Source organism: Phycicoccus sonneratiae, from assembly GCF_016887965.1.
Lineage (GTDB): Bacteria > Actinomycetota > Actinomycetes > Actinomycetales > Dermatophilaceae > Phycicoccus > Phycicoccus sonneratiae.
Genome location: NZ_JAFDVD010000015.1, coordinates 137,203 through 161,594 on the forward strand (window position 1 = coordinate 137,203; position 24,392 = coordinate 161,594).

Below are 24,392 nucleotides of genomic sequence, written 5' to 3' on the forward strand. Positions count from 1 at the left end.
GACGCCCGGACGTCCGGGGCCCGCCTGGGTGACACTGTCCCCGTGACGCTCTCGGCGCAGGAGGACTTCGGGGGCTTCGTCGTCGCCCGCTGGGGGGACCTCGAGGCGGTCGCGCTCGTCACCACGCTCGACCCGGTGACGGCGCGGGAGGCGACGACCGCCGCGCTCGCGACCCTCGGCCCCCGCTGGGCCGCCACCCTCGAGGAGGGCAGCCCGACCACCGCGGCCCGACGCGCCCTCCTCGAGCGGCTCGTCCCGGCCCGCCGGGCCCGCCCCGGCCGACCGGTGCCCGGAGCGACCCCGCCCGGCCCGGCTCCTGCCCTCGCCGCCCCCGGGGCCTTCGGCACCCCCGACGACGACGCCGTCCCCGCCGCGCTGCTGCGCGCCCTCACCGCCGAGGAGCCGCTCGTCCGCTGCGCGCTGGCCGCCGAGGTCGTCTGGGACACGCCGCCGCCGGAGACCGGCAGGCTGCTCGGGCGACCGGACGTCGAGGACGCGGTCGCCTCGGCCCGCGAGCGCCTCCTCGCCGTGCACCGCGGCGCCCGCGCCGACGACGGCCTCGGCCCGGCCGACCACCTGCTCGAGGCCGACCTCGTCGACCTCGTCCACCGCCTCACCACGACGCAGCCGGAGCCACCGGACCCCGACTCGCTCGTCGGCGAGCGGGTCCGGCGGGTGCGCCGGCGCTCCGTCGTCGCGGGCGGCGGGGTGCTCGCCGTCGCGGGGGCGGCCGCCTGGTGGGGGCTCGCCGGGGAGGAGCCCGCACCCGCCCGCCGATCGGTCGCGACGCCGTCCACCGCCGGACCGGACGACCCCGCCTGGCGCTCCTCCGGCCGCTGGCCGGCCCGGGGGACCCTGGCCACCGACCTCGGCATCCAGGCCCTCGTCGCCCGGGCCGCCCCCGCGGCCCGGCTGCTCTTCGCCGACGACGTCCACGACGTGCGCTGCGTCGTCGCCAAGACCCTCCTGCCCGACGACGTCGGCGGTGGCACCCAGCTCCAGCTGTGGGCGGGCTCGGTCGGTGCGCCCGCCGAACAGCTGACGATGGTGCCGCTCGGCTACTCGGGCATCTACGAGGTCGGCGACGTCGTGGCCGTCGGGGTCCCGCACCCGAGCGCCGGCGTGCTCCTCGTCCTCACCCGGCCCTCCATCGACCTCGCCCAGTACTCGCTGACCGCGCGACCGACCCCGGCCGGCCTCTCGTCGCGTACCTGGCGCAACGTGCGCCTCGAGGCCGGGGTCGGGTCGGTGCTGCTCGACGCCCCTGCGGGGCCGGCCACCCGCGTCCGGTGCGCCGGGTACGACGGGCCGCTGCCGGCGCCCGAGGCCTGGGCGGTGCGGGACAGCGCGGAGGGCCTCCTCCTCCCGGACGTCGCCGCCATCACCGGCCACCGCCCCGAGGACCTCCGGGAGCGGGTCGTCGTCTCGCGGATGCCGGCCTCGGTCGAGGTCCCGGACCTCGGTGACGGCCGGGTGACGGTGAGCCTGGTCATCGTCACCACCCCCGACGGCGGCGTCGTGCGCGGGGTCACCCTCGCCACGGAGGGTCCGTCGGGGAACAGCAGCATCGGGTCGAGCCCGGTGGTCGTGCCCGCCGACCTGGCGGAGGCCCCGTACCTCACCCGGGTCGACGACCTCTCCGGCGACGCCGTCTGGATCGTCACCGTCCCCCCGGGCGGGGCCGAGGTCCGCCTGCGCACCGACGACGACGCCGGCAGGGCGGTCGGGACGTCGGCCCGCGTCCACGGCCGCGCGGCCGTCCTCCGGACCCCGCCGACCGACGGAGTCGCCGTCGTCGTCCGCGACGCCCGGGGCCGGGTGCTCTGGGACGACCGACCCGTCGAAGGCCGCGACGCCTACGACACCTACCCGACCGCGACACCCGACACCGTCGGCGGCTGACGCGTTCCCGGTCGCCGTCGCGGGAGAGGATGGGGCGGTGGCGACGACGCTCGAGGAGGACTTCGGCGGCTTCGTCGCGGCCCGCTGGCCGGACCTCGAGGCCGTCGCCCTCGTCGCGACGCTCGACCCCGAGCGGGCCCGCGAGCTGACGACCTCCGCGCTGGCGGGGCTGCGGCCCCGGTGGCAGCAGACCCTCGAGGAGGGCGCCCCGACGGCTGCGGCCCGGCGGGCCCTCCTCGCGCGGCTCGAACCCTCCCGCGGTCGGGGTGAGGCATCCGTCGCGTCCGGCGCGCCGGAGCACGGGCCGGTCGTCCGGCCCCCCGCCGTCGACGACCCCGACACCGGCGTGCCCGCCGCCCTGCTCGACGCCCTCGCCCGGCTGCGTCCCGCGGTCCGGGCGCAGGTCGGGGCCGGCGCCCTGTGGGAGACCACCGACGACGAGCTGCGGGCCCTCGCCGGCGAGGCCGCCCCGTCCCGCGCCGATGTCGACGCCGCGCGCCGCGAGCTGGTGGCCGCCCACCGCGCCGCGCGGGCGGCGGACGGTGTGCCCGCCGCCGACCACCGGCTCGACGCCGACCTCGCCGACCTCGCCCACGCCCTGGCCCGCGCCCTCCCCGAGCCGCCCGACCCAGCGGGTCTCGTCGTCGACCGGGCACGGCGGGTGCGCCGCCGGGCGCTCGTCGCCGGGGCCGGGGGCCTGCTGCTCGCCGGCGGCGTGGGCTGGGTCGCGGTCCGCGACGGGCTCGGCGCGGACCCGGTGCGGCCGTCACCGCAGACGCCGACGACCGCCGGCCCCGACGACGCCGCGTGGGGCACGACGACCCGGTGGCCGGCGCGCGGCGGGCTCGCCGACGACCTCGGGGTCCAGGCCCTCGTCGCCCGGGCCGGGGCGGGCGTGCGCCTGCTGTGGGCGGGCGAGGTCGCCGACCTGCGCGTCGTCGTCGCGGCCACCCCGGACCACCCGCCGACCAGCACCGCCGTGCGGGCCTGGAGCGGGCCGCCCGGCACGGTGGCCGAACGGCTCGTCGAGGTCCCCACGTCCTTCGACACGATCCTCGGTGTCGAGGACGTCGTCGTGCTCGGGCTGGACCGGCCGGGCGGTGCGCTGCTGCTCGTCCTCACCCGCCCGACCGAGCGCTCGGCCGCCTTCTCCCCCGTCGTCCGGCCGACCCCCGCCGGCTCGCTCGAGCGCGAGTACACGGCCGTCGCCCTCGCCGACGGGGTGGGGACGATGCTGCTGCCGGAGCCGTGGGGCACCGCCGGCCGGGTGCGCTGCGCCGAGTACGACGGCGGCCCGCTCACCCCGCGCGCGTGGGACCGCACCCGCTCCGGCGGCCCCGGGAGCGGACCCCTCGCGGACCTCGTCGCCCTCGTCGCGTCGTCCACCGGCCTGTCGCCGGACGACCTGCGCGGCGAGGTCCTCGTCGACTCCCCCACCGACGGGAGCGTCTTCGACCCGACGGCCGTCTCCGCGACCGGCGGCGACGGCCGCGCGGTGCTCACGGTGGTCCGGACGCCCGACGGCGCGGTGGTGCGTGGCCTCGACGTCCGCGACGACGGCCGCTCGGGCACGACGACCTTCCTCGCCGGCTCGCCGGTCGTCGTCCCGGCGCGGCTCGCCGGCGAGCCGGCGGTGCTGAGCCTCGACGCGCCGGCCGGGGGCCCGGGCCGCTTCCTCGTCGTCGTCCCCGGGGGCGGCGCCACCTGCCGGCTGGTCGCGGTCGGACGCCGGGGCGCACCCACGTCCGAGGCCACCGCGATGAAGCGCAGCACGGCCGTCGTCAGCGTCCCGGACGTCGAGCGCACCACCTACGGGCTGCGCCTCGTCGTGCAGGACGCCGCCGGGCGCACGACGTACGACGACGTGCCGCCGGCCGGCCGTGACCTCGGGGGGTACGACGACGGGACCGGGTGGCTGGGGCTGCCCCTGCCGTACTAGACGCCTCGGCGCGACGGCCCAGGACGGTTGCGGCTCAACGCCCCTGGTTGGCCACGGCGGCCGCGGCCTCGGCGGCGGCCTCGGGGTCGAGGTACTCGCCGGGGCCGGTCGGCATGAAGTCGTCGCCGAGCCGGTACACGAGCGGCATGCCGGTCGGGATGTTGAGCCCCGCGATGTCGTCGTCGCTGATGCCGTCGAGGTGCTTGACGAGGGCGCGCAGGCTGTTGCCGTGCGCGGTGACGAGCACGGTCATCCCCGCGGAGAGGTCGGCCCTCAGGTCGTGCTCCCAGTAGGGCATCATCCGCGGGATGACGTCGGCGAGGCACTCGGTGGCGGGCACGTCGACGCCGGCGTAGCGCGGGTCGCCGCTCTGGTCGAACTCGCTGCCCGCCTCGATGGGCGGCGGCGGGGTGTCGAAGCTGCGGCGCCAGAGCATGAACTGCTCGTCGCCGTACTTGTCGCGGGTCGCGGCCTTGTCGAGGCCCTGGAGCGCGCCGTAGTGCCGCTCGTTGAGCCGCCAGCTGCGGCGCACCGGGACCCAGTGCCGGTCGCAGGCGTCGAGCGCGAGGTTGGCGGTGGTGATGGCCCGGCGCAGCACCGAGGTGTGGACGACGTCGGGGAGCAGCCCGGCGTCCCTCATCAGCTGCCCGCCGCGGACCGCCTCGGCCCGGCCCTTCTCGGTGAGGTCGACGTCGACCCAGCCGGTGAAGAGGTTCTTCTGGTTCCAGTCGGACTCGCCGTGGCGCAGGAGGATCAGCGTGTGCTCCGTCATGCCGCCAGCCTAGCGAGGCACCCGACCCCGACCTTGTGGGCATCCGTCCGCCGAACACGCCGCCGGACCGGGGTGTCGGGCGGATGCGGCCCCACAAGGTCGGGGGAGTCGGGGAGGAGCGGGGTCAGGAGGAGGTCTCTCGCGGCGGGTCGCCGGGGCGCTCGAGGATGTGCCGGAAGGCCTCGAGGTTGCGCAGGCTCTCGCCGCGCGAGACCCGCCACTCCCACTCCTTGCGCATCGAGGTGAGGAAGCCCATGACGAGCAGCTCGTTGAACGGCTCGTCGACCGCCGAGAGCACCACCCCGAGCAGCTGGTCGAGGTAGCCGGCGTCGACCCCGGCCGCCGGCACGCGGCCGGTGACGAAGACGTCGCCCGAGCGGTCGACGGCGTACGCGAGCCCCGGCAGGCGCAGGTTGCGGCTGAGGAGGAAGCGGTAGACCTCGCCGTGGTTCTCGTCGGGGTTGCGGATGACGAACGCCGACACCGACAGCGCGCTCTCGCCGCAGACGAGCGACACGACGGTGCGCAGCTTCTTCTCGCCGGGCAGCGACACGACGAGCTCGTCGTCGCGCGCGCCCTGCTCCCACTCCAGGCCGGACTCCTCGAGCACGCCGCGGACGAGGGCGAGCAGGTCGGCGCCGCTCACGGGATGACCGCCCGGGGCACGTCCGCGATGCGCTCGGCGTCGTCGATGGAGACGTCCTTCGGGCGGGCCAGCGCCTCGCGGTAGACCTCGAGCAGCCGACCGGCGGTACGCGCCCACCCGAACCCCTGCGCGTGCTCGGCCGCCCTGCGCGACAACGTCGCCCGCGTCTCGGGGCCGAGGGCGACCCGGCCGAGGGCGGTGGCCCAGTCGGCGGTGTCGTGGCCGTCGACGAGCAGTCCGCCCGGCCCGACCGCGGTCGGCAGTCCCCCGACGTTCGCCGCGACGACCGGTGTGCCGCAGGCCATCGCCTCGACGGCGACGAGCCCGAAGGACTCGCTGTGCGACGGGACGGCGACGACGTCGGCGGCGCGGTACCAGTCGGCGAGCGTCGGCCGGTCGACCGGCGGCACGAAGCGCACGAGGTCGGCGATCCCGAGGCGCTCGGCGAGGACGTCGAGCCCCATCGGGGTCCGCACCCCGCTGCCGCTCGCCCCGCCGAGCACACCGACGACGAGCCGGTCGCGCAGGTCGGGGCGCCGGCGGACGAGCTCGGCCGCCGCGCGGACGAGGACGTCGGGGCCCTTGAGCGGCTGGATCCGCCCGACGAAGAGGAGCAGCACCGCGTCGGCGGGCACCCCGAGCGCCGCGCGGGCCGCGGCCTGCGAGCCGGGGGCGAAGGTCACGAGGTCGACCCCGGGCTCGGCGACCGCGACGCGCGCCGGGTCGGCGCCGTAGAGGTCGACGAGCTCGGCCGCCTCCCGCTCGGTGTTCGCGACGAGCCGGTCGGCCGCCTCGACGACCTGCGCCTCCCCGATCTCGCGACCCCGGGGCTCGGGCTCGTCGCCGTCGGCGAGGTGGACGTTCTTGACCCGCGCCATCGTGTGCATCGTGTGGACGAGCGGGACGCCCCAGCGGTCGGCGGCCAGCCAGCCGACCTGCCCGGAGAGCCAGTAGTGCGAGTGGACGAGGTCGTAGTGACCGGGCGGCGCGTGCGCGGCGACCCGCATCATCCCCGCCGCGAAGGCGCAGAGCTGGCCCGGCAGCTCCTCCTTCGACAGCCCCTCGTACGGACCGGCCGCGACGTGCCGGACGACGACGCCCGGCTCGACCTCGACGACCTCGGGCTGGGCCGCGCTCGTCGTCCGCGTGAAGAGGTCGACCTCGGTGCCGAGCCGCGCCAGCTGTCGCGCCACCTCGAGGACGTAGACGTTCATCCCGCCGGCGTCGCCGGTACCCGGCTGGGCGAGCGGTGAGGTGTGCACGGTGACCATCGCGACCCGCCGCGGCGGGCGCGGTCCGCTCGGGTCGCTCATGGCGCCGAGTCTTCCACGGCCGGGCGCGGGGTGTCCGTGACGGTCACCACGGCCCGCGGCGACCACACGTGGATGGCGATGCGCCCGTCCTGGCGCAGGTCGACGGCGCGCGCGACCCCGACCGGCCCGATCGAGACGTCGGTGCCGAGGACCCACGTGAAGGCCGGCTGCTCGACGACGGTCGGCTCCATCCAGTAGGCCCGGGCCTTGAGGTTGCGCGCCGGCAGGGCGGGCTCGATGCCGGTGGTCGCCGGGCGCCAGTCGAGGTTGACGGCCACGCCCGAGGCCCCCTGCACGGCGACGTCCATCCGGATGCGCCCGTCGGTCGGTTCGAAGACGATCCGCAGCGGCAGCGAGCGCGTGGCGTCGTGCACGACGCCGCTGTACGTGACGGTCTCGTCGTCGCGCGTCACGGCGTCGATGCTCACGGCGGTGAGGGCCGAGGTGACCTCCTCGCGCGGGTGCTCGCCCGCGGTGTCGACGGTGCCGACGACGGCGACGACCGGCGCCCCTTTGGTGACCGTGTCGGCGAGCACGGTGCTGCCGCGGGAGAGGCGGAAGCCCCGGTCGTAGAGCGTGACGGTGAGGCCCGCCCCGAGCGACTGCACCCCGAACGCGTTCTGCGAGACCTGGAGCAGCCCCGGCTCGACGTCGGTGATGCCGATGTCGCGGGCCATCACCTCGGGCACCCAGGAGCTGAGGCCGAGGCCGAGGGCGGCCACGAGCGAGACGACGAGAGCCATCATCGAGAGGCTCACCGACCCCTCGCGACGCTCCGCTCGCCACCGCTCCAGCACGGGGTCAGGGTAGTCGGCGGGGCTGGACGCCGGCCGCGCGCCGCCGGGGAGCGACCGCCCCCCGCCTAGGCTGGGCCGGTGCCCGCCCCGCGCCCGGTCGGCGTCGTCACCCGCGGGACGACGAACCCGAACCGCCTCCGCCGCTGCGACCGCTGGCTCGCCGGACCCGAGGCCCGTCGGCTGCGACGCCACCCGGGGCCGCCGGTCGTCGTCGACCTCGGGTACGGCGCCTCGCCGGTCACCGCGGTCGAGCTCCACGAGCGGCTGCGCCGGGTGCGCGCCGACGTCGAGGTCGTGGGCGTCGAGATCGACCCCGAGCGGGTCGCCGCCGCCCGGCCGCTCGAGCGACCGGGGCTCCGGTTCGTCCGCGGCGGCTTCGAGGTGCCGCTCCCCGGGGGCGTGCGTCCCGTCGTCGTCCGCGCGTTCAACGTGCTGCGCCAGTACGACGAGTCGGAGGTGGCGGCCGCGTGGGCGACGACGGTCGACCGGCTCGCCCCGGACGGCCTGCTCGTCGACGGCACGTGCGACGAGCTGGGCCGGCTCGCGGCGTGGGTGGCGGTCGGGCACGGGGGTCCGGAGTCGCTGACCCTCTCGTGGCGGCTGCGCGGCCTCGAGCGGCCCGGGGTGGTCGCCGAGCGGCTGCCGAAGGCGCTCATCCACCGCAACGTGCCGGGTGAGCCGGTGCACGCCCTGCTCGGGGCGCTCGACGCCACGTGGGAGCGGCAGGCGCCGCTCGCGTCCTACGGCGTGCGGCAGCGGTTCATCGGCACGGTCGCGGCGCTGCGGGAGGCCGGCTGGCCGGTGCTCGGCGGGCCGTCACGCTGGCGGCTCGGCGAGCTGACGCTGGCCTGGTCGGCGGTGGCGCCTCACCAGGGGCCGTAGGGACCCTGCCGGCCGCCGCCGCGGCCCATCACCTGGTCGAGGGCGGGCTTGACGTCGGCGAGGTAGACCCCCGCCGCGACGATGCCGACGATGGCGAGCAGCCCGAGGCCGCCGAGGGCCACGACCCCGAGGAGGACGGCCACGCCGGTGACGAGGAGCCAGAAGTTCTTCGTCCGCTTGCCGGCCGCCGTGAAGGCGTCGGGGCGGCGCCGCACGCAGTCGACGAGGGCGAAGGCCTCGACGCCGAGGGCCGCGATCGAGAGCGCGAGGACGATCCAGCCCTGCACGGTGCCGAGGATGTTCATGGGCCCAGCGTAGGCGTCAGACCTCGAGGAGGATGGTGACCGGTCCGTCACCGACGAGCTCGACGTCCATGTGCGCCCCGAACCGGCCGGTCGCGACCTCGAGCCCCTTCGCGCGCAGCGCCTCGACGACGGCCTCGACGAGCGGCTCGGCGACCGGGCCGGGGGCGGCGGCGTTCCACGACGGCCGGCGACCCTTGCGGACGTCGGCGTAGAGCGTGAACTGGCTGACGACGAGCACGGGCGCCCCCTCGTCGAGCACCGACCGCTCGCCGTGGAGGATGCGCAGGTCGGCGATCTTGCGGGCCGTCGCGGCCACCTGCTCGGGACCGTCGTCGTGGGTCGCCCCCACGAGGGCGAGCAGCCCGGGGCGGGTGATCTCGCCGACGACCTCGCCGTCGACGGTGACGCTCGCCCGCGACACCCGCTGGAGGACGGTCCTCACCGCGCGGCGTCCTCGCCGATGCCGACGGCGACGACCGCGCCCACCGGCTCACCGTGCCCGAGCACCGGGGCCTCCTCGAGGCGGCCGTAGGCCTCGGACGCGACCCCGAGCCGGCGCAGCACGGCCGCGAGGACGACCGGGCGGGCCCGCTGGCCGCCGTCGGCGACCTTGAGGGCGACCCCTCGCCCGTCGGCGAGCCCGACGGCGTACACCGACTCGGCGCCGTCCTTGGCCACGAGGCCGGCGGTGCCGCCCATCAGGGCGGTGACGTCGCGGCGGGTGCCGCCGACCAGCTCGGGGTGGGCGCGCATCGCGGCGGCGACCTCGGCCTCGGGGGTGCCGGGGTCGGCGCCGGCGAGGCGGCCGAAGGCGCGGGCCAGTCCGGCGAGCGAGATCGCCATGACCGGCGCACCGCAGCCGTCGACGGCCGTCGCGGCCACCGGCTCGCCGGCGAGGTCCTCGAGGGTGGCGGCCGTCGCCCGCTGCAGCGGGTGCTCCGGGTCGAGGTAGGTGGTGGTGTCCCAGCCGTTGGCCCGGCAGGTGGCGAGCATCGCGGCGTGCTTGCCGGAGCAGTTCTGGGCGAGCGGCCGGGCGGTGCGTCCGGCGGCGACCCAGGTGTCGCGCTCGACCGGGTCGTAGGGCAGGTCCGGGGTGTTGAGCAGGTCGGACTCGGTGAGCCCGGCGTCGGCGAGCATCTCCCGCACCCCGTCGAGGTGGACCGGCTCGCCGCTGTGGCTGGCGCAGGCGAGGGCCAGGTGCGGCGGGGGCAGCCGCAGGCCGGCGCGGAGCATCGCGAGGGCCTGGAGCGGCTTGTTCGACGAGCGGGGGAAGACGGGGTCGTGCGGGGCGCCCCAGGCGTGGAGCACCGAGCCGTCGGGGGCGGTGACGGCGACGCTCGCGCGGTGGGCGGACTCGACGACCCCGCCGCGCACGACGTGGGCGAGCACCGGGGCGTCGGCGAGGGCGGGCGGGGTGGGCATCCGGTCGAGGTCGGGCACCGCCCGACACTATCGCCGGGCGGACCGGCAGCCCGCCGCCCACCGCCAGACCCGGGCGTCCGGTCGCTCCTCTCCCGGTCCACCGCCCTTCACCCGGTCGAGAGACGAGAACATGCCGTGCACCACGGAGGGTGCACGGCATGTTCTCGTCGTTCGTCCGGGAGGACCCGGATCGGTTCGTCAGTCGCCGACCTTCTCGGCGGCCTTCTTCGTGGCCTTCGGAGCGGTCTTCGCGGTCTTGCGCGCGCTCGTCGTGGCGCCCTTGGCGGAGGAGGTCGTCTTGCGGGCGGCCTTCTTCGTCGTCGTGGCGGTGCGCTTGGCGGCGGTGCGGGTGCGCTTGACGGAGGCCGCGACCTCGGTCTGGGCCTCCTTGGCCTCCTCGGCGACCGAGTCGGTGAGCACGGTGGCGACCTTGGCGACCTCGTGGCGGCCGGTGGTGATGGTCGCCTTGGCGGAGCGCTCGATGTCGGCGGCGGCCTTGCGGGCCGTGGTGACGGCGCCCTTGGCCTGCGCGACGGTGGTCTCGGCCTGGGCGACGAGGTCCTTGGTCGACTGCTGGGTGCGGATGCGGTTCACGATGCTCTTGCCGCGGGTCGCCAGGTCGGCGTAGCCGTCGGTGACCTTGCCGCCGACGACGAGGCCCTGGTTGAGGGCGAGCGCCGGGAGCTCCTTGACCTGCTCGGTGACGGCCTCGACGCGGGCCTGGAGGGCGGCCGGCGTGAGGTCGGCGCGGGCGGCCTCGGCGCGCTTGGTCAGCTCGGCGCGGCGGACCTCGGCGCGCTTCTGGGCCTCGCGGACCTTCTCGACGGCGAGGTCGGTGGCGCCGGCGATGGCGTAGAGCGGGGTGGTGTCGATGCTGGTGCGGAGGTCGTCGAGGACGGCCATGGTGTGCTCCTTCGTGGTGGAGGGGGGTGCTGACGGACGGTGCGGTGGTTCGGTGGCCCGGTCCGGCGACGCTGCCGGGGGCGGTGGCGGCGTCAGTGCCGGGCGTCGTCCTCGACGTAGGACTCGTAGATGTCGAGGAGGGTCTTCTTCTGCCGGGCCGTGAGGAGCGGGTCCTCGGCGATCGCCCGGCGGACGTCGGGGGTGTCGCCGGTCGGCGCGGCGTGCTCGGCGTCGAGGATGCCGGCCCGCACGTAGAGGGACTCGGCGGAGACCTCGAGGCCCTTGGCGAGCTGCTGGAGGATCTCGGCGCTCGGGCGCTTGAGGCCGCGCTCGATCTGCGACAGGTAGGGGTTGGACACCCCGGCGAGCTCGCTGAGCTGACGGAGGGAGAGGCGGGCGGCCCGGCGCTGGTCGCGCAGGTACTCGCCGAGGCTCTCGCCCAGGTCGTTCAGCGGGTTCTTGCTCATGCCTCCATTGTGCTTGCTCCAGTTAGCAAAATGCAAACCGGGGCAAGCGTGAGACGGGCCACAGCCGACCGGGTGCCCTGGTGAGGTGGCGCGACGTGGCGCGATGGTGTCGTGCGACGAGCACTCTCGGTTGCTTCAGCATCGGGAGCAACCGACAGCCGGGCCGAGAGCTCGTGGTGCGAGCGCTCTCGGTTGCTTCGGCATCGGGAGCAACCGAGAGTCCCCGCGACACCACTCGTCGTGAGGCCCGTCGGTTGTTCCACCATCCGGGGCGGGTCGCGGCCGGCGCCCACCTCCGGCCGCGCCTGTCAGGCGGGCTGGACCTCGCGGCGGCGCAGCGAGATGTCGTTGCAGGCCGCGCAGGTCTCCTCCGGGACGACGCCCCACCGCATGAGGTACCCGAAGACGAAGCAGCCGGCGCAGAACCCGACGACGGCCTCGAGCGAGGCGAAGACGAGGAGGACGGCCAGCAGCCCGACCGCGACCACCGGGGCCCCGAGGGCCAGCGCGGCCGTGGCACCCGCCGTGAACACGAACCCGACGCCCTGGGCGAACCGCTTGGGCGGGCCGGCGACGACCACGGGCGCACCGAGCCGCGGCGCGAGGACCTTCGTCGCGAGCTGCCCGAAGGGATCGAACCGGGGCCCGGAGGCCACGCGCAGCGCGAACCCGACGGCGAGCACGGCGCTCAGCCAGAGCCATCCGGTCGCGAGGGCCAGCGCCGTGACGACGACGACCTGGCCGGCCACGGCGCGCGCGGCCTTCTCGTTGACGACGGCGGGGAAACCGATCAGCGAACGCATGGCAGCCATAACCACGGATTATGGGACCGGCATTCCCCGGGCGCCGAGCACCGTCCAGCCCTCGGACCTTGTCCCACCCGTCAGCGGCCGGCGCGGCGCTCCTTGACGCCGAGCAGCGCCCTGGTCTCGTCGCACGTCAGCGGCGGGCGCTGCATGACCGTCGCCAGCCCGGCGGCCCGCGCGACGAGCTCGTCGTTGTGCTCGACGATCTGGCCGCGCCGGAACACGACGTTGTCCTCCATCCCGACCCGCAGGTGCCCTCCGGCCGACAGCGCGGCCGCCATGACCGGCAGGTGCCCGCGCCCGATGCCGGTCGCCGACCACGAGGTCACCTCGGCCGGGAGCATCGACACCCCCGCCATCAGCGCGGCGGTCGTCGCCGGCATCCCGCCGGGCACACCGGTGACGAAGTCGACGTGCACCTTCCCGCCGAAGGGCAGGCCGTGGGTGTCGAGCAGCCGGGCCAGCGCGTGCACGTGCCCGAGGTCGAAGAGCTCGAACTCGGGGACGACCTCGCGCTCCTGGGCCTGCACGTAGAGGTCGCTCATGAACCCCCACGGGTTGAGGAAGACGTCGTCGCCGAAGTTCGTCGTGCCGCAGGTGAGCGAGCACGAGTCCGGCTCGGCGTCGAGGACGGTCAGCCGCTGCTCGAGCGGGTCGTGGACCGACCCGCCGGTGGACAGCTGGACCACGAGGTCGGTCGCCTCGCGGACCGCGTCGACCGCCGCGCGCAGGTAGCCGCCGTCGAGGGTCGGCCGGTGCTCGGCGTCGCGGATGTGCAGGTGGATGAGGGAGGCCCCCGCCGCCTCGCACCGCACGGCCGTCGACACGACCTCCTCGAGCGTCGTCGGCAGCTGCGGGAGGTCGGCCTTGGCATGCTCGGCGCCGGTGGGCGCGACGGTGATGAGGGTGCCGGTGACCCCGGCGGACGACGTCGTCATGGCGCCCATCCTGTCAGCACCGGCCATCCGGGCGACACCCGCCCGACGACCCGGGCGCCGGAGGATCTCCGGCGATCAGCCGCTGACGACGACGGTCTGTGCGGCCGAGATGCCGTCAACGACGAATTCGACGTCCTCGCCGACGGACCGCTTGACGACGGCCAGCGCCACCGGGCCGTCCTCGTGGTGGCGCGCGACGCTCGTCAGCCGCCCGACCTCGCGGCCGTCGACGACCACCGCCGAGCCGGCCTCCGGCAGCACGTGCCCGGACCCGTCGAGGTGGAGGAAGACGAGCCGCCGCGGCGGACGTCCGAGGTTGTGCACCCGGGCCACGGTCTCCTGCCCCCGGTAGCACCCCTTGTGCAGGTGGACGGCCGTGCGCAACCAGTCGACCTCGTGCGGGATGGTGCGGTGGTCGGTCTCGGCCCCGAGCCGCGGCCGCCAGGCCGCCACCCGCAGGGCCTCGGCGGCCCACGTGCCCGCGAGCGGCCGGTCGCCGACGAAGTCCTCGACCGACCCCCGCGGCACGAGCAGCTCGCGCCAGGCCCGGCCGGCCGCCGGGTGCCCCTCGACCGGCCCGTAGGCCACGGTGTCGCCGACCAGCCCCGGCCACGGGTCGACCCAGGCCAGCGGCTCGCCCTCGGCCGACTCCGCCCCGACCGGCTCGCCGAGCACCGCCCACTCGGACGTCACGTCGGCGACCTCGACAGCCAGCATGAAGCGCATCGACTCCAGCCAGGCGACGAGCGCCGGCGCCGTGCCCGGCTCGACGGTGACCCACGTGGCCGACCCGTCGTCGACGAGGTGCAGCGCGTGCTCGACGTGCCCCTTGGGCGAGAGGACGAGCGACTCGCGCGAGGTGCGCGGCGCCAGGCCGGTCAGCTCCTGGGTCGTCATCGAGTGCAGCCACGAGAGCCGGTCCGGCCCGGAGACGCGCACGACCCCGCGGTGCGAGAGGTCGACGACGGCCAGCCCCTCGGCGAGGAGGCGCTGCTCGCGCATCGGGTCGCCGTAGTGGGCGGCGACGCCGGTGTCGGCGCCCTCGCCCTCGACGGCGCCGTGCCGCCCGAGCAGCACCGAGCGCGGCACGACGGCCGGCTCGGCGGGGGTGGCGGGGGTGGCGGGGACGGTGGGGGTGGTCATCGGTCCTCCCGGCAGGTACGGCACAGGCCGTGGATGGCGGCGTGGCTGACGTCGGCGGCGAAGCCGAGGCGGTCGTCGATGCGCGCGACGAGCTCGTCGGCGGCCTCGAGCGGGACCTCGCCGACCCAGCCGCAGCCCCGGCAGACGACGTGGACGTGGGTGGCGTGCTCGGCGAGGTGGTAGCTCGGGGCGCGGTGGTCGACGTGGGTGTGCCCGACGAGCCCCAGCTCCTGGAGCGCGTCGAGCGAGCGGTAGACGGTCGACACCGGCAGAGAGCCCCCGCCGTCGCCGGCCACGGAGTCGGCGACCTCGTCGGGCGTGGCGTGCCCGAGCCGCCCCACGGCGGCCAGCACACGTTCGCGCTGCGTCGTGAGGCGCTTTCCGTGCGCCCGCAGCCGGGCCCCGAGGTCGCTCACCCCTCCAATGTAGGCCGGACCGGCGGACGCGACGGCGACGGCTCCTTAGACTGACGTGGTGACGGACCAGGACCTCGACCTCTTCGGCTCCGGCGGTGCCGACGCCGACGACGCCCCCGACGAGGGCGCCGACGAGCCTCGCCGACCCCGCCGGCGGGGTCGGCGGGTGCTCCTCGTCCTCGTCAGCCTCCTCGTCCTCGTCCTCGTCGCGGTGGCCGGCTTCGTCGGCTACCTCGGCTGGCGGGTCAACGACAACGTCACCCAGGCCGAGCTGCTGCCGACCGCCGCCCCGCCGACCGTCGACGCCGAGGGCGACCCCATCCAGGTCCCGGCCTCCGGCAACGGCACCAACTTCCTCCTCGTCGGCGCCGACAGCCGCGGCCCCAACGACCGCGGGCGCGCCGACGTCATCGTCCTCGTCCACGTCCCGGCCGACCCCACCGCCATCCAGATGGTCCACTTCCCCCGCGACCTCTACGTCTCGATCCCCGGCCACGGCAAGAACAAGATCAACGCCGCGTACGCGTTCGGGGGCGAGCCGCTGCTCGTCGAGACCATCCAGAACCTCGTCGGCATCAAGATCGACCACGTCGCCCGCACCGACTTCGACGGCTTCAAGGGGATGACCGACGCCGTCGGCGGCGTGCGCGTGTACGCCGAGGAGGGCAACGACGCCTCCGGCAACGGCGGCAAGGCCATCCAGAAGGGCTGGAACGAGCTGAACGGCGAGCAGGCGCTGGCGTTCGTCCGCGAGCGCTACGAGCTGAGCGAGGGCGACATCTCCCGCGGGCGCCGGCAGATGGCCTTCGTCAAGGCGCTGCTCCTCAAGGCCACGAGCAAGCAGACCATCACCAACCCGCTGGCCATCGCCCGCTTCACCGACGCCGCGACGAAGAACCTCGTCGTCGACAAGGGCCTGTCCATCGGCGCGATGAAGGACTACGCGCTGCTGCTGCGCCACATCCGGTCCTCCGACGTCGTCTTCGCGACCGCGCCGTTCACCGGCTTCGGGATGGACCCGGTGGCGGGCAGCATCGACATCGTCGACACCAAGGGCATGAAGCTGCTCGGCGAGGCGCTGCGCAAGGACCAGATGGACGACTACCTCGACGTGTTCGTCACGCCCTGACGCCCGGACCGCCGCGGGCCGGCCGGTGGCTCGACCGGGTCACTCGACCCGCTTGAGCTCCGCGGAGACGTGCGACTGCAGCGGCTGCCCGACGGCGGCCATGTCCATGACCCACATGAGGTTGCTGTTGACGTACCCGTAGAGCCGGTGGGCCGCCGTGTACTCCTTGGCGTCGGGGCTGCGCATCACGCCGTCGGTGCGCAGCTCGACCTTGGCCGGCTCGGCGACCCCGGCGTACATCTCGACGAAGCCGGTGGGGTGGGCGAGCAGCAGCTCGCAGTTCGTGCCGTCGGTGGAGCCGGTGACCGGGCGCCAGAAGCCGGTCTCGGTGGCCAGCGGGCGCACCTGGTTGCCGTCGTCGTCGAGCAGCCAGGTCCGCGAGTCCCAGCGCAGGAAGCGCCGGCCGTCGTGGCTGCAGACGACCTCCTGCCCGAAGCGCACGGACTCGATCGTCGGGTAGCCGACGACGCCGGCGCCCGCCCAGGTACCGACGAGCCAGGCGAGGGGGGCGAGATCCTCGTGGAGGGAGGTGTCGAGCGTGAAGACCATACGCTCCAGTCTATGGATGCCCCGGCCACCACCCTCGTCGTCAAGGTCACCTGCGGCACGGAGGCCCTGGAGCGCCTTACCCAGGGCTGGACGGTCGCCGCGACGGCGCTGGCCTCCGGGCTCGAGGTCAGCGTCTGGCTCACCGGCGACGCCACGTGGACGGCGGTCCCGGGCCGGGCCGAGGAGGTCGAGCTGCCCCACTCACCGCCGCTCGCCGAGCTGCGCGACGCCGTCCTCGAGGGCGGCCGGGTGACCGTGTGCGGTCAGTGCGCCGCCCGCCGGGGGCTCGGGGAGGCGGACCTGCTGCCCGGAGCGGTCGTCCGCGGGGCGGCCGCGTTCGTCGAGGAGGTCGTGGCGCCCGGCGCCCGCGCGCTCGTCTACTGACGCGGGTCGGCCGGGACTCAGCCGACGAGGGCGAGCGAGACGCCGTAGGCGACGACGCCGGTGACGAGCAGCCCGGCCGCGGCCGCGGAGAGCTGACAGCGCAGGGCCGTGACGGGCGGGAGCACGACGAGGACCCGCCGCATCGCGTGCGAGACCGCGGCCGCGAGCAGGCCGACGAGGGCGGCGGTGCCGGGCCGCGGGGTGCCGATGACCGAGGCGGCGACGAGGGCGCCGGCCGCCCCGAGGACCATCGCGATCGGCAGCAGCCACGCCTTGACCGCCCCGAGCCCGGCGCCGAGGTCGGCCACCGCCCCGACGGCGACGGCGACGAGGGCGACCGTGGCGACGTCGGTGGGCCGGGCCGCCCGCGCCAGCGGCAGCCACGTCGTGCCGACGGCGAGCAGCGCGAGGCCGAAGGCGGTGACGCCGATCGACTCGGTGAGCCGCGGGCGGCCGTCGCGCCGGACGATCTGGTGGACGAACATCAGCCCGAGCCCGATGGCGAGCGCGACGGGGACGAGGCGCAGGTAGGGGTCGTCGGTCGGCGCGACGGCGGCCGCGGGCGCGAGGACCGCCGTGACACCCACGGCCAGGGCCGAGCCGAACCGGCTCGAGCTGCCGAGCAGCCGCGGCCAGCCCCACGCGAGGACCAGCCCGGTCCAGGCCAGCCCGGCCGCGAGGACGAGGGGGTCGGTGCGCAGCGCGAGGACGAGCAGCGCGGCGAGGACGACGGTGGCGACGGAGATGACCGGGCGCGGCACGGTGGCCATCTCGGGGAGGACCGGATGCCTCAGGAGCGCCTCGCGGCGGGCCCGTCGGCTGGCCCGCGTCTCGGCCGCGGCACCGGCGGCGTCCGGCTCGACGGCCGGCTCGGCGACGGCGTCGTCCGCCGGCTCGGCCACCCGCTCCTGCTCCTCCACGTCGCGCATCCTCGCATCACCCACCGGCGAACGGCGGGAGCACCTCGACGAGGGCCCCGGGCGGCACCGGGTCGGTTCCGGAGGCGGCGAGCCCGTCGACGAGGACCGAGCAGACGGGCAGCACCTCGGCCAGGCCCGGACGGGCCGCGGCGAGCGCGGCGACGAGGCCCTCGACGGTCGGCGGGGCGGCGAGCACCTCGCCGTCGACCCCGGCGGCCGCGCGGGCGCCGGCCCAGTACCGGACGCTGACGGTCGCCGACGAGCCGTCCTCGGCCGTCGTCCCACTGGAGGTCGATGCCCCGTGCCGTGCGTCCATGACCGCCTATCCTGTGGGGCGATGGCCCACCTGTTGCTGTTGACGAACACCTTGGCTCCCAGCGCCGAGGTCCTTCCGGCGCTCGGGCTCCTCAGCCACCATGTTCGCATCCTCCCGGCGGAGGCGTCGGCGCTGGTCGACGCCCCGGAGGCCGACGCCGTCCTCGTCGACGCCCGCCGCGAGCTCGCGATGGCCAAGTCGCTGTGCCGCGTCCTCACGACCACCGGGGTCTCCGCGCCGCTGCTCGTCGTCGTCACCGAGGGCGGGCTCGCGGGGCTCACCGCCGAGTGGGGTGTCGACGACGTCCTCCTCGACACCGCCGGGCCGGCCGAGGTCGAGGCCCGCCTGCGGCTGGCCGTCGGGCGTCGCGCCGAGGCCGAGGAGGACGAGGTCGGGCCGATCACCGCCGGTGCGCTCGTCATCGACGAGACGACGTACTCGGTGCGGCTGCGCGGGAGGCTGCTCGACCTCACGTACAAGGAGTTCGAGCTCCTCAAGTACCTCGCGCAGCACCCGGGGCGCGTCTTCACCCGCTCCCAGCTGCTCCAGGAGGTCTGGGGCTACGACTACTTCGGGGGCACCCGCACCGTCGACGTCCACGTGCGCCGGCTGCGCGCCAAGCTCGGCACCGAGCACGAGCTGCTCATCGGCACGGTCCGCAACGTCGGGTACCGCTTCGTCCCCGAGGTCGCCGCCGAGCTCGAGGAGCTCGAGGAGGTCGACGGCTGACGTGCCGGTCACCGAGCGGCTCGAGGCCGTCGACGACGCCACCGCGCACGAGGCCCGCGAGCTGTGGGACCGCGCGGAGGCGGCCGACGGCGTCGGGGCGGTGTCGGAGGCGTTCCGGATGGCGCTCGGGGCGGCGCGGGCGGGTGTCGTCCACCTGCTGCGGCGCGACGACGCGGGGCAGCTCGTCGGGTATGCCCAGGTCGCGTCGGCGGGCACGTCCGACGCCGTCGCCGAGCTCGTCGTCGACCCCGCGGCGCGGCGCGCGGGGCACGGCCGGGCGCTGCTCGACGCGGCGCTGGCCGAGGGCACGCGGTCGGTCTGGGCCCACGGGGACCTCGACGCCGCGCGCTCGCTGGCGGCAACGGCCGGGCTGGCGCGCACCCGCGAGCTCTTCCGGATGGCCCGCCCGCTGACGTCCGCGGATGCCAACGATCCCGTTCTCCCGCAGGGCTACTCGGTGCGCGCGTTCGAGCCGGGGCGCGACGACGAGGACTGGGTCCGGCTCAACGCGGCCGCGTTCGCGAGCCATCCCGAGCAGGGCCGGCTGACCGTCGAGGACCTCCATGAGCGGATGTCGCAGCCGTGGTTCGACGCCTCGGGGTTCCTCCTCGTCGAGCGCGAGGGCCGGGTGGTCGCCTTCCACTGGACCAAGGTCGAGCCCGGCAGTTCTTCCGGGCGGGCCCACGGAGCCGGGACGGACGAAGTCCGGCACGGGACCGGGCGGGGCCCCGGTTCCGGTCCGAACGCAGTGAGGAGCGGGACCGGGGCCCCGCCCGGTTCCGGTCCGAACGCAGTGAGGAGCGGGACCGGGGAGGTGTACGTCGTCGGGGTCGACCCGGCCGAGCAGGGGCACGGCCTGGGCGGGCCGCTGACCGCCCTCGGGCTGGCCCACCTCGCGCGGCAGGGCCTGGCCGAGGTCGAGCTCTACGTCGACGGCGACAACACCGCCGCCCGGCGCACCTACGCGCGCCTCGGCTTCGAGGACGCCGCCGTCGACGTGCAGTACACGGCCCCGCCGCCCCCCTGACCCATCCGGTCGAGGTGAAACCCGACCTCATCCGGGTCGCCTTTCACCTCGACCCGGGCGCTGCGCCCGAGTGGCGCGGACCCCGCGACGGGGGGACAGTGCGGGGATGCGCGCGATCCTCCGCACCGTCCTGACCACCGTCTCCGCCGCCGCCCTCGTGGCCGGCCCCGTCGCCCTCGCCGCACCCGCCGGGGCGGACGGACACCACGACCGCGGGCACACCCCGCGCTTCACCACGCGCGTCCTCGACCCGGACCAGTCCTTCCGCGGGCTCGACGCCGTCGACGCACGGACGGCCTGGGTGAGCGGGGGCAGCATCACCGAGGGCGGGGCGGGCGGGGTCTGGCGCACCACCGACGGCGGGGCGCACTGGCAGGACGTCTCGCCGCCGCAGACCACGGGCCTGAACTTCCGTGACGTCGAGGCCCGCAGCGCCACCGAGGCGAGCATCCTCTCGATCGGCCCGGGCGAGGACTCGCGCATCCTCCGGACGACCGACGGCGGGCGGACCTGGACCGAGACCTTCCGCAACACCGAACCGACCGCCTTCTACAACTGCCTCGCGTTCTTCCCCGGCGGGCGGCACGGCCTGGCCGTCAGCGACCCCGTCGACGGGCACTTCCGCATCGCCGCCACCGACGACGGCGGCCGCTCCTGGCGGGTCCTGCCGAGCCGCGGGATGCCCGAGGCCGACGGCGAGGCGAACTTCTCCGCGAGCGGCGAGTGCCTCACCGTCTCCGGCCACGACGCGTGGTTCGGCTCCGGCGGCGAGCGCTCGCGCGTCTTCCACTCCACCGACCTCGGCCGCACCTGGCGCGCGGCGCCCTCGCGCATCCCGCCGGGCGAGGCGGCCGGCGTCTTCGCCCTCGCCTTCCGCACCCCGCACCAGGGCATCGCCGTCGGCGGTGACTTCGCGGCCCCGGACGACGGCGCCGACGCCGTGAGCACCACCCGCGACGGCCGCACGTGGCGCGGCGCCGGCGACCTCGAGCACCTCGGCGAGGACGTCACCTGGCTGCCGGGCACTCGCTCCGCCGTCCTCGTCGTCGGCGAGTCCGGCGAGGTCGGCGGCGTCAGCGTCAGCCCCGATGGCGGGCACCACTGGGTGCGGCTGTCCGACACCGGCTTCCACACCCTCGACTGCACGGCGGACGGCTCGTGCTGGGCGGCCGGAGGGGCCGGCGGGGTCGCTCGGGCTTCCGTGCGCTGAGCCGCTCGCCCGCGGGCGAGCCCGCACCGCACGTCCCGGACCTGACAGGATGGAGGCCATGACGGACGAGTCGGGTGTGAGCGTCGACGAGACCACCGCTCGCGACGCGGCGGCGGACGCATCGGCCGAGGGCACGATCGTCAGCGAGGTCTCCATCGCGAGCGCCTCCGCCACCGAGACGCGCCACCAGCCGCGCGCCACCAACGGCCGGTTCGTCCGCGGTCCGCACCAGGCCGCCGAGGAGGAGGCCGAGGGGCTGCCCTCCGACCGCTTCCTCGACCGCGAGATCTCCTGGCTGCAGTTCAACGAGCGCGTCCTCCAGCTGGCGGGCGACGAGAACGTCCCGCTCCTCGAGCGGGCCCGCTACCTCGCGATCTTCGCCTCGAACCTCGACGAGTTCTTCATGGTCCGGGTCGCCGGGCTCAAGCGGCGCATCGCCACGGGCATCGCCGTCCGCTCGGCCTCCGGGCTCGAGCCGCGCGAGGTGCTCGAGCAGATCTCCCTCGTCGCCCACGAGCTGATGACGATGCAGGCGCGGGTCTACGCCGAGCAGGTGCGCCCCGCCCTCGAGGAGGAGGGCGTCTCCATCGTCCGCTGGGACGCCCTGTCCGACGACGAGCGCGACCGTTTGGCCAAGGTCTTCACCGACCGGCTCTTCCCGGTCCTCACCCCGCTGGCCGTCGACCCCGCGCACCCGTTCCCGTACATCTCCGGGCTCTCGCTCAACCTCGCGGTCATCCTCGTCAACCCGCGCTCGGGCAAGGAGCACTTCGCCCGCGTCAAGGTCCCGCCGATGCTGCCGCGGCTGGTGCGCGTCGAGCCGGGGCCGGACGAGTCGCCGCTCGCCGACCTCTACGACACCCGGTTCGTGCCGCTCGAGGACGTCATCGCGGCCCACCTCGACCAGCTCTTCCCGGGGATGGAGATCCAGGAGCACTTCACCTTCCGGGTCACCCGCAACGAGGACCTCGAGGTCGAGGAGGACGACAACGAGAATCTCCTCACCGCGCTCGAGCGCGAGCTGACCCGGCGCCGCTTCGGCCCGCCGGTCCGCCTCGAGGTCGAGGACGCGATGGACGACCACGTCCTCGACCTCATCGTCCGCGAGCTCGGGGTGCACGCCGCCGAGGTCTACCGGCTGCCGGCACCGCTCGACCTGCGCGCGCTCAACGTCATCGCCGACCTCGAGCGCTCCGAGCTGCACTTCGAGCCGTTCGTCGCCCGCACCAACGCCGACCTCGCCCCGACCGAGTCGGCCAAGGCGCGCGACATCTTCGCCTCGGTCCGCAAGCAGGACGTCCTGCTCCAGCACCCGTACGACTCGTTCTCGACGTCGGTGCAGGCCCTCCTCGAGCAGGCCGCCGCCGACCCGCACGTCCTCGCCATCAAGCAGACGCTCTACCGCACGAGCGGTGACAGCCCGATCATCGACGCCCTCATCGACGCCGCCGAGGCCGGCAAGCAGGTGCTCGCCGTCGTCGAGATCAAGGCCCGCTTCGACGAGGAGAACAACATCTCCTGGGCCCGCAAGCTCGAGCACGCCGGCGTCCACGTCGTCTACGGCATCGTCGGGCTGAAGACCCACGCCAAGCTCTGCCTCGTCATCCGCCAGGAGGCCGAGGGGATGCGCCGGTACTGCCACGTCGGCACCGGCAACTACAACCCGAAGACCGCCCGGCTCTACGAGGACCTCGGGCTGCTCACCGACGACGAGCAGGTCGGCGAGGACCTCTCGAAGCTGTTCAACCAGCTCTCCGGCATCGCGCCGCGCAGCAAGTTCAAGCGCCTCCTCGTCGCGCCCCGCTCGGTGCGCTCGGGGCTGCAGGCGCACATCGACGCCGAGATCGCCCACGAGCAGGCCGAGCCGGGCAGCGGCCTCATCGCGTGGAAGGTCAACTCGATCGTCGACGAGCAGCTCATCGACGCCCTGTACCGCGCCTCGCAGTCCGGTGTCACCGTGCAGCTGTGGGTGCGCGGCATCTGCGCGCTGCGCCCCGGGGTGCCCGGGCTGTCCGAGAGCATCGAGGTGCGCAGCGTCCTCGGCCGCTTCCTCGAGCACTCGCGGGTGTTCTGGTTCGGCGGGGGCGGCGAGCCCGTGGCCTACATCGGCAGCGCCGACATGATGCACCGCAACCTCGACCGTCGCGTCGAGGCGCTCGTCCGGCTCACCGAGCAGCGCCACCTCGACGACGTCCGGTCGCTCCTGGAACGCGGGATGTCCGACCGCTACTCGCACTGGGGGCTCGCCGGTGACGGTCGCTGGACGCGCCACCACCTCGACGAGGAGGGGCAGCCGCTCGAGGACCTCCAGACCGCCCTCGTCGAGATGCACGCCAAGCGGCGTCGCAGGGCCCGGCGGCGCTGAGGCTCGGGCCGCACGTGCCGACGACGATCCCGGCCGCCGGGAGCCTCCCGTGGCGGGTCCGCGACCACGCGCTCGAGGTGGCCCTCGTCCACCGCCCGCGCTACGACGACTGGTCCTGGGCCAAGGGCAAGCTCGATCCCGGCGAGGACTGGGCGTCGGCCGCCGCGCGCGAGACCCACGAGGAGACCGGGCTGCGGGTACGGCTCGGGGTGCCGCTGCCCGAGGCCCGATACACGCTGCTCGACCGCGACGGGAAGCCCGGCGACAAGGTCGTGCGCTACTGGGCGGCGACCGTCGTCGGCGGTGACGGCCGGCTGGTCAACGAGATCGACGACGTCGAGTGGCTCGACCCCCGGGTGGCCCACGACCGCCTCGACTACGCACGCGACCGCGAGCAGCTGCGCGCGCTCGTCCGCCACCACCAGGCCGGCACGCTCGACACCTGGCCGCTCGTCCTCGTCCGGCACGCGCACGCCGTGGCCCGGGGTGCGTGGGACGGCGAGCTCGACACCCTCCGACCCCTCGACCGCGAGGGCCGGGCACGGGCCGCGGCCCTCGTCGACGTCCTCGGGGCCTACGTGCCCGAGCGCGTCGTGTCCTCGCCGTCGCTGCGCTGCGTCGACACCGTCGTACCCTTCGCTGCGGGCGCGGGGATGAAGGTCCGGACGCGGAACGGGTTGTCGGAGGAGGGCTTCGCCGACGACCCCTCCAAGGCGGTGCGCCGGCTCCAGAAGGTCGTCGCCGCCGGCCGGCCCACGGTGCTGTGCTCGCACGGGCCGGTGCTGCCGGCGCTCCTCGAGGTCGTCCACGCGCTCGCCGGGGATGCCGACCCCGGCGACCTGGCCCGGCTCGAGGCCGCCGCCCGCGAGCGGCTCGTCAAGGGCGAGGCCCTCGTGTGCCACGTCGCCGGGGCCGGGCCGTCGGCGCGCGTCGTCGCCGTCGAGCGCCACCTGCCCTGACCGGCGGCACCGGGGGCTGACCGTCCCGTCGGCAAGTGCTCGGGTGCCGTTCACGCGACGTTCACCCGTGACGGGCCACCCGGTCATCCGGCGTCCCTACCGTCCGGAACGTCGGCCACCGATGTTCGACGCCAACGACCCCCATGACCTCCG

The 24,392-nt window shown here is 75.5% G+C and carries 26 protein-coding genes; 10 read left to right on the forward strand and 16 right to left on the reverse strand.

All coding sequences use genetic code 11. The features are described from left to right. Window positions 1-42 precede the first annotated feature (42 nt). Window positions 43-1,902, forward strand: a complete 1,860-nt coding sequence (locus JQN70_RS13990) for a hypothetical protein (protein ID WP_204131972.1) — start codon at window positions 43-45, stop codon at window positions 1,900-1,902. A gap of 37 nt (window positions 1,903-1,939) precedes the next feature. Further along, window positions 1,940-3,841, forward strand: a complete 1,902-nt coding sequence (locus JQN70_RS13995; protein ID WP_204131973.1) for a hypothetical protein — start codon at window positions 1,940-1,942, stop codon at window positions 3,839-3,841. Window positions 3,842-3,875: 34 nt separating this feature from the next. On the opposite strand, the gene JQN70_RS14000 is transcribed toward JQN70_RS13995, so the two are convergent. The 4 genes from JQN70_RS14000 to JQN70_RS14015 form a co-directional block, all read right to left on the reverse strand. Beyond that, entirely contained in the window at window positions 3,876-4,613 is a 738-nt protein-coding gene (locus JQN70_RS14000) for a phosphoglyceromutase (RefSeq protein WP_204131974.1), read from the reverse strand. 124 nt (window positions 4,614-4,737) lie between these two features. Further along, window positions 4,738-5,259 carry a type III secretion system chaperone family protein gene (locus tag JQN70_RS14005; RefSeq protein ID WP_204131975.1) on the reverse strand — a complete coding sequence of 174 codons (522 nt, stop codon included), beginning with the start codon at window positions 5,257-5,259 and terminating at the stop codon, window positions 4,738-4,740. Then, window positions 5,256-6,572, reverse strand: coding sequence for a D-inositol-3-phosphate glycosyltransferase (gene mshA, locus JQN70_RS14010; RefSeq protein WP_204131976.1), 1,317 nt, complete (start codon window positions 6,570-6,572; stop codon window positions 5,256-5,258). Before mshA ends, JQN70_RS14005 begins: the two co-directional genes overlap by 4 nt. Beyond that, window positions 6,569-7,369, reverse strand: coding sequence for a hypothetical protein (locus JQN70_RS14015; RefSeq protein ID WP_204131977.1), 801 nt, complete (start codon window positions 7,367-7,369; stop codon window positions 6,569-6,571). The genes mshA and JQN70_RS14015 overlap by 4 nt, the downstream gene beginning before the upstream one ends. 78 nt (window positions 7,370-7,447) lie before the next feature. Between JQN70_RS14015 and JQN70_RS14020 the strand changes: the two genes are divergently transcribed. Next, window positions 7,448-8,251, forward strand: coding sequence for a class I SAM-dependent methyltransferase (locus tag JQN70_RS14020; RefSeq protein WP_204131978.1), 804 nt, complete (start codon window positions 7,448-7,450; stop codon window positions 8,249-8,251). On the opposite strand, the gene JQN70_RS14025 is transcribed toward JQN70_RS14020, so the two are convergent. The 9 genes from JQN70_RS14025 to JQN70_RS14065 form a co-directional block, all read right to left on the reverse strand. Next, on the reverse strand, window positions 8,236-8,556 hold the full coding sequence (locus tag JQN70_RS14025; protein ID WP_204131979.1) for a DUF2516 family protein: 321 nt from the start codon (window positions 8,554-8,556) through the stop codon (window positions 8,236-8,238). The two genes, JQN70_RS14020 and JQN70_RS14025, sit on opposite strands and share 16 nt — an antisense overlap. A 16-nt stretch (window positions 8,557-8,572) precedes the next feature. Beyond that, complete coding sequence (dtd, locus tag JQN70_RS14030) at window positions 8,573-8,998, reverse strand: D-aminoacyl-tRNA deacylase (protein ID WP_204131980.1); 426 nt, start codon at window positions 8,996-8,998, stop codon at window positions 8,573-8,575. Further along, window positions 8,995-9,978, reverse strand: a complete 984-nt coding sequence (locus JQN70_RS14035; protein ID WP_204132051.1) for an asparaginase — start codon at window positions 9,976-9,978, stop codon at window positions 8,995-8,997. The genes dtd and JQN70_RS14035 overlap by 4 nt, the downstream gene beginning before the upstream one ends. 198 nt (window positions 9,979-10,176) lie before the next feature. Then, window positions 10,177-10,881, reverse strand: a complete 705-nt coding sequence (locus JQN70_RS14040; RefSeq protein WP_204131981.1) for a hypothetical protein — start codon at window positions 10,879-10,881, stop codon at window positions 10,177-10,179. A 92-nt stretch (window positions 10,882-10,973) separates the two neighbouring features. After that, window positions 10,974-11,348: a helix-turn-helix domain-containing protein gene (locus tag JQN70_RS14045; protein WP_204131982.1), complete on the reverse strand. Its 375-nt coding sequence runs from the start codon at window positions 11,346-11,348 to the stop codon at window positions 10,974-10,976. Window positions 11,349-11,656: 308 nt separating this feature from the next. Beyond that, window positions 11,657-12,160, reverse strand: a complete 504-nt coding sequence (locus JQN70_RS14050; RefSeq protein ID WP_307835992.1) for a DUF4395 domain-containing protein — start codon at window positions 12,158-12,160, stop codon at window positions 11,657-11,659. A 71-nt stretch (window positions 12,161-12,231) separates the two neighbouring features. Next, window positions 12,232-13,092: a beta-keto acid cleavage family enzyme gene (locus JQN70_RS14055; protein ID WP_204131983.1), complete on the reverse strand. Its 861-nt coding sequence runs from the start codon at window positions 13,090-13,092 to the stop codon at window positions 12,232-12,234. Between the two features lie 75 nt (window positions 13,093-13,167). After that, window positions 13,168-14,235: a CAF17-like 4Fe-4S cluster assembly/insertion protein YgfZ gene (gene ygfZ / locus JQN70_RS14060; protein ID WP_204131984.1), complete on the reverse strand. Its 1,068-nt coding sequence runs from the start codon at window positions 14,233-14,235 to the stop codon at window positions 13,168-13,170. Next, window positions 14,232-14,651, reverse strand: a complete 420-nt coding sequence (locus tag JQN70_RS14065) for a Fur family transcriptional regulator (protein WP_204131985.1) — start codon at window positions 14,649-14,651, stop codon at window positions 14,232-14,234. The genes ygfZ and JQN70_RS14065 overlap by 4 nt, the downstream gene beginning before the upstream one ends. A 58-nt stretch (window positions 14,652-14,709) precedes the next feature. Between JQN70_RS14065 and JQN70_RS20225 the strand changes: the two genes are divergently transcribed. Further along, window positions 14,710-15,780: an LCP family protein gene (locus tag JQN70_RS20225; protein WP_204131986.1), complete on the forward strand. Its 1,071-nt coding sequence runs from the start codon at window positions 14,710-14,712 to the stop codon at window positions 15,778-15,780. A gap of 39 nt (window positions 15,781-15,819) precedes the next feature. On the opposite strand, the gene JQN70_RS14075 is transcribed toward JQN70_RS20225, so the two are convergent. After that, window positions 15,820-16,329, reverse strand: a complete 510-nt coding sequence (locus JQN70_RS14075; protein ID WP_204131987.1) for a heme-binding beta-barrel domain-containing protein — start codon at window positions 16,327-16,329, stop codon at window positions 15,820-15,822. A gap of 12 nt (window positions 16,330-16,341) precedes the next feature. Here JQN70_RS14075 and JQN70_RS14080 point away from each other — a divergent pair, with 12 nt between their 5' ends. After that, entirely contained in the window at window positions 16,342-16,713 is a 372-nt protein-coding gene (locus JQN70_RS14080; RefSeq protein ID WP_204131988.1) for a DsrE family protein, read from the forward strand. Window positions 16,714-16,730: 17 nt separating this feature from the next. Here the strand turns inward: JQN70_RS14080 and JQN70_RS14085 are convergent, their stop codons facing one another. Further along, window positions 16,731-17,633, reverse strand: coding sequence for a hypothetical protein (locus JQN70_RS14085; RefSeq protein ID WP_204131989.1), 903 nt, complete (start codon window positions 17,631-17,633; stop codon window positions 16,731-16,733). 16 nt (window positions 17,634-17,649) lie between these two features. Further along, window positions 17,650-17,949 (reverse strand): MoaD/ThiS family protein, encoded by a 300-nt coding sequence (locus JQN70_RS14090; RefSeq protein WP_204131990.1) that lies wholly within the window; start codon window positions 17,947-17,949, stop codon window positions 17,650-17,652. Window positions 17,950-17,970: 21 nt separating this feature from the next. On the opposite strand from JQN70_RS14090, the gene JQN70_RS14095 reads away from it, so the two are divergent. The 5 genes from JQN70_RS14095 (at window position 17,971) to JQN70_RS14115 (ending at window position 24,239) form a co-directional block, all read left to right on the forward strand. Then, window positions 17,971-18,678, forward strand: coding sequence for a winged helix-turn-helix transcriptional regulator (locus tag JQN70_RS14095; protein ID WP_204131991.1), 708 nt, complete (start codon window positions 17,971-17,973; stop codon window positions 18,676-18,678). Window position 18,679: 1 nt separating this feature from the next. Further along, window positions 18,680-19,705, forward strand: coding sequence for a mycothiol synthase (mshD, locus tag JQN70_RS14100; RefSeq protein ID WP_204131992.1), 1,026 nt, complete (start codon window positions 18,680-18,682; stop codon window positions 19,703-19,705). A gap of 106 nt (window positions 19,706-19,811) precedes the next feature. Further along, complete coding sequence (locus tag JQN70_RS14105; protein WP_204131993.1) at window positions 19,812-20,915, forward strand: WD40/YVTN/BNR-like repeat-containing protein; 1,104 nt, start codon at window positions 19,812-19,814, stop codon at window positions 20,913-20,915. A gap of 58 nt (window positions 20,916-20,973) precedes the next feature. Further along, window positions 20,974-23,280, forward strand: a complete 2,307-nt coding sequence (locus JQN70_RS14110; RefSeq protein ID WP_204131994.1) for an RNA degradosome polyphosphate kinase — start codon at window positions 20,974-20,976, stop codon at window positions 23,278-23,280. A gap of 14 nt (window positions 23,281-23,294) precedes the next feature. Further along, window positions 23,295-24,239: an NUDIX hydrolase gene (locus tag JQN70_RS14115; RefSeq protein WP_204131995.1), complete on the forward strand. Its 945-nt coding sequence runs from the start codon at window positions 23,295-23,297 to the stop codon at window positions 24,237-24,239. Window positions 24,240-24,392 lie beyond the last annotated feature (153 nt).